Below are 3,695 nucleotides of genomic sequence, written 5' to 3'. Positions count from 1 at the left end.
CAAGCTTTAAATTTTAAAGCTATAAACTTCGCTTCAAATTTTAAGGATCAAAAATGCTAGAACTCCCCTTTGTCGGCGTCGTCGTGGGCTTCATATCGGGCTTTTTCGGTATCGGTGGCGGTACGGTCGTAATGCCCGTGATGATGGCTCTGGGATACGACGTCAAGACCGCCGCGGGCATCTCGGTGATGCAGATGTTCATCGTCTCGCTTTTCGGCTCATATCTGAACTACCGCGCGGGCAAGCTTCGCCTAGATAGCGGCATCGCAGTGGGGCTCGGAGGGCTGTGCGGCGCGAGCATATCGGGCTTCATCGTAAAATACTCGCCAGAAATCGTGCTTGAGATCGGTCTTTTGCTGACGCTTGCGATCTCATTTCTCAAACTCTTTAGCACGAACGTAACAAGCGGCGGCAACGCCGATCCCCACGGCGCGGTGCTGTTTTTTATCGGCTTTGCTATCGGCGCGATCGCGCTTAGCATGGGCGTGGGCGGCGCGGTATTTTTGACGCCGATTTTGGTCGGATTTTTGGGCGTCGATATCAAAAGAGCGGTCTGCATGGGGCTGTTTTTCATCGTTTTCGGCTCATTTAGCGCGCTTTTAAGCCTTTCGTACAACGGCCATGTGGATTACGAACGCGGCGCGCTGCTAGCCGTAGGCGGACTTTTGGGCGTGTATTTCGGTACCTCTCAGGCTCGCCGTGCAAAGCGCGAAACTCAGAAAAAATGGCTGCTCGTCCTCTACGTCGTGCTATTTGCGCTGGCGCTAAAAAAGGTGCTGCAGTAGCGCCCGCTGTAGTAGCGCTGCAGCGATTGCCGCGCTATTGTTTTGCTTTGCGATCGTTCCGCTACAAGCGCAGTTTAGGCGCCTGCTACGGGCACGTCAGAGCGATTTTAAGCGTTCGCGCTGTTTTGCTACGCGCCCTTTTGCGTCTCGTAGTTTTTGCTTTGCCGTCCTCTTACACTGCGCGCGTTTGGTCGCCGTCTTACGGCAGCGCGTAAAATGTCGCGTTTCATCGCGCTAGTAAAATTTTAAAACGAAATTTCAAAAAGCGCGAGCAAATTTTAAAAGCGGAATTTTAACTAATCGCGTTAAAATAGCGAAGTCGCATATCTTTCGTCCTATGGAGGCTAGATGGCGAAATAAAATTTACAAATTTTAAAAGGACTTGGATTGACGAACTTGATTTTAGCTGGGCTAGGCGGCTGTGTAGGCGCGATGGCGCGAGTAGGCTTAAGCGGAACGATCGCGCGCGCAATGGATCGCGCCGGATTTTGGAGCGCGTTTCCGATCGCTACTTTTTGCGTGAATGCGCTGGGAAGCTTGCTGATAGGGTTTTTACTCGCGCTAAATTTAACGCAGAGCCTGCGGGTATTTTTTGTCGCAGGCGCACTGGGCGGTTTTACGACATTTTCTACGTTCAGCTACGATACGCTGCAATTATTGCTGGCGCGAGAATTTGCTATCGGTCTGCTAAACGCGGTCTTAAGCGTATGCGCCTGTATGCTTTTTTGCTACGCTGGGCTGCTCGCGGGCAGAGCGCTTGCAGGATAGCCGTGGAGCGCATGAGCTTTAAATTTAAATCGCCTCTATGTTTGCGCTTTTAAATCAAAATTTATTGAAAGTGCCTGCGCTACGGAATTTTATCGCGCGCATGTGCTGCAAAATCTGCGAGCGATGGGCACAATCCCACATGCTGTGCAGTTTTGTAAAAGAGTGCGCAGTAGCTTCGGCAAAGTGCAATAGCTATCAAAACGAGCAAATCGTAAGACGAGCGAAAAGTAAAGCGAGCGAGAGGGATTGTAGCTAAATAATGGTGCTCGGCGTCGGGCAGGCTGGCAAAATCCAGATAAATTTGAATTTGCGTGCATTCTCTGCGTATCTTGTTCGCCGCAGCTTTGTGAAATTTCGCTATCTTGCGCCTAGTTATCGCGACGCCCTAAAAATTTCGCTGTCTTGGCGCGGATAAAATAAACCTAAGCCGTGCGATAAATTTTAAAAGCTCCGCGGGCAAATTTTAAAGCTTGAAGCTTAGAATTTTAAAATTCTCACGTAAATTTTAGAAGCTAAATTAAAGCGCGCCGAAATCACGATCTTATATGCCAAATCCTGCAGCGCTATCTTGGATTTATCGCAAGCGGCTGCGAGCCCTCTTAATTTCATTTCTGCAGATTTCATTAACCTGCTCGCCCTCGCTATTTCGCAAGATAACCTCGTAGTCCGTGATTTCGCGATCTTTGTTATACCCCTTGATATATCTGAATCTCGATAAAACTATTTTAAAGGATTCCACATCGTCTAAAGTGTATTTATCGCCGAGCTTTACGTAGTTAAAATTTTCGCTAGTAAGCGTATGAAAATTATTAAATTTTTGCTTTAAATTTAGCGTATAAATTGCCGTATGAGGCGTATCGTTATCGCAACGATTAAATTTGCTTTCATCGAAGGCAAGCGCGAGGCAAATTTCATCTCCGCAGATTACCTTTATATCTTTGGCGCGGCTGTTTATACGGATGGTCTGTCGCCACCCATCGCCCTCTATCTCAAAGACGTTGCGAGCGAGTTTTTTGGCTATTTCATCTCCGACATAGCCTCTGGCTTCTGGTTTATCAGCCCAACCAAGCGCAGAGTAGTTCTGCTTTTGCGGAAAATCCGCAAGCGGAGTTTGAAGCTCACTTATAGCATTTAAATTTTCTTCGGTGCCTTGCGGAGCTGCAAAAGATGTGCCCCTCATAGAGTGTAGATTAAAGAAACCGATAAATTTCCTCACGACCTTATGCGCCGTTTGAGAAAATATCTTGGCTTCGTTTTCAAAAAGCGAAATATCGTAGATGCCGTAGCTATAATATCCAAGCTCTCTACTTACCCACCTTTCGTCCGGCGAACGATCGATCTCGTCGTATCCGTAGTAGCGCTCTGGCATATCTTTTTGTAGCAAAAAGTCGTCGCTATCGCTGTCCTCATACCTAAGCCAGACCCCAAAATCGTCCTTAATGTATAGATAATTAAACTTCGCGCCTCCTGCGAATTTTTTCTCGCCTAGCCAAAATACGGGTCTTTTGTCTAATGGCGGCAGAGCGGCGACCGGGGGCAAATTTTGCAGCTCTTTTTCAAATTTTTCATCGATATAATCGCAAGCGCTAGTGGGCATACTAGGATCGCAACCCTCGGGAGTATCGGATGAAAAAAGCAAATTTAAAATCACAAATATATACAGCACAAAAAGCACGCATGCAACGCTCACGACCAAGGCAGTAATTTTTAAAATTTTTATAAAAGTTTTCATGCCCAAATTTTACCTCGTTGCACCTAAAAAGCATAAAATTTTGCTTTAAATTTGAAACCCTCCTCGCATTATCTGTACGCTTCGCCTATTGCTTCGCTAAGGCTTTTTAGCAGCTCGTCCGCAGTTTTCGCTTTATCGCGTGCGCCGCGATTTTTACCGTTTGAAGCGCCGGGTCCCGTTCCGCTGGCGCAGTCTTGCACGAAATACCACCAAAAATACCCGCCCACGTAGTTTTTCACGTAGCGCGGCATCGTATAATACCGCCTCATCATCGCCTTCTTGCTCGCCTGCGTGGCGTCCGCCGCCGTGTTTCCGCACTCGCCGATGCCAAGCTTCGAAGCGGGGAAGGCGCTTTGCAGATCGGTAAAAATTTCGCTCCAATCAGGCGCAAAGCCCTCGTTATCGTCCTC

The 3,695-nt window shown here is 47.7% G+C and carries 3 protein-coding genes and 1 pseudogene; 2 read left to right on the top strand and 2 right to left on the bottom strand.

Annotated features, from left to right (window positions below):
- The first annotated feature begins 53 nt into the window (after positions 1 to 53).
- Both Q0238_RS10500 and Q0238_RS10495 read left to right on the top strand, forming a co-directional pair.
- Positions 54 to 785: a sulfite exporter TauE/SafE family protein gene (locus tag Q0238_RS10500; RefSeq protein ID WP_297945842.1), complete on the top strand. Its 732-nt coding sequence runs from the start codon at positions 54 to 56 to the stop codon at positions 783 to 785.
- A gap of 387 nt (positions 786 to 1,172) precedes the next feature.
- Complete coding sequence (locus Q0238_RS10495) at positions 1,173 to 1,553, top strand: CrcB family protein (protein WP_297945840.1); 381 nt, start codon at positions 1,173 to 1,175, stop codon at positions 1,551 to 1,553.
- A 574-nt stretch (positions 1,554 to 2,127) separates the two neighbouring features.
- Here the strand turns inward: Q0238_RS10495 and Q0238_RS10490 are convergent.
- A complete protein-coding gene (locus Q0238_RS10490) occupies positions 2,128 to 3,285 on the bottom strand; it encodes a hypothetical protein (protein WP_297945838.1) in 1,158 nt (385 codons plus the stop codon).
- A 68-nt stretch (positions 3,286 to 3,353) separates the two neighbouring features.
- Positions 3,354 to 3,695 (bottom strand): annotated as a pseudogene (locus tag Q0238_RS10485) (hypothetical protein); the annotation flags it as partial.

It is taken from the genome of uncultured Campylobacter sp., from assembly GCF_938045775.1.
Taxonomy (GTDB): Bacteria; Campylobacterota; Campylobacteria; order Campylobacterales; family Campylobacteraceae; genus Campylobacter_B.
The sequence above is the reverse complement of the archived record's forward strand: the minus strand, read 5'-3'. Positions and strand labels throughout refer to the sequence as shown.

What these genes read in the sequence shown, in the direction of transcription:
- Q0238_RS10500 (WP_297945842.1), top strand. Translation starts at nt 54, where the DNA reads ATGCTAGAACTCCCCTTTGTCGGCGTCGTCGTGGGCTTCATATCGGGC.
- Q0238_RS10490 (WP_297945838.1), bottom strand. Translation starts at nt 3,285, where the DNA reads ATGAAAACTTTTATAAAAATTTTAAAAATTACTGCCTTGGTCGTGAGC.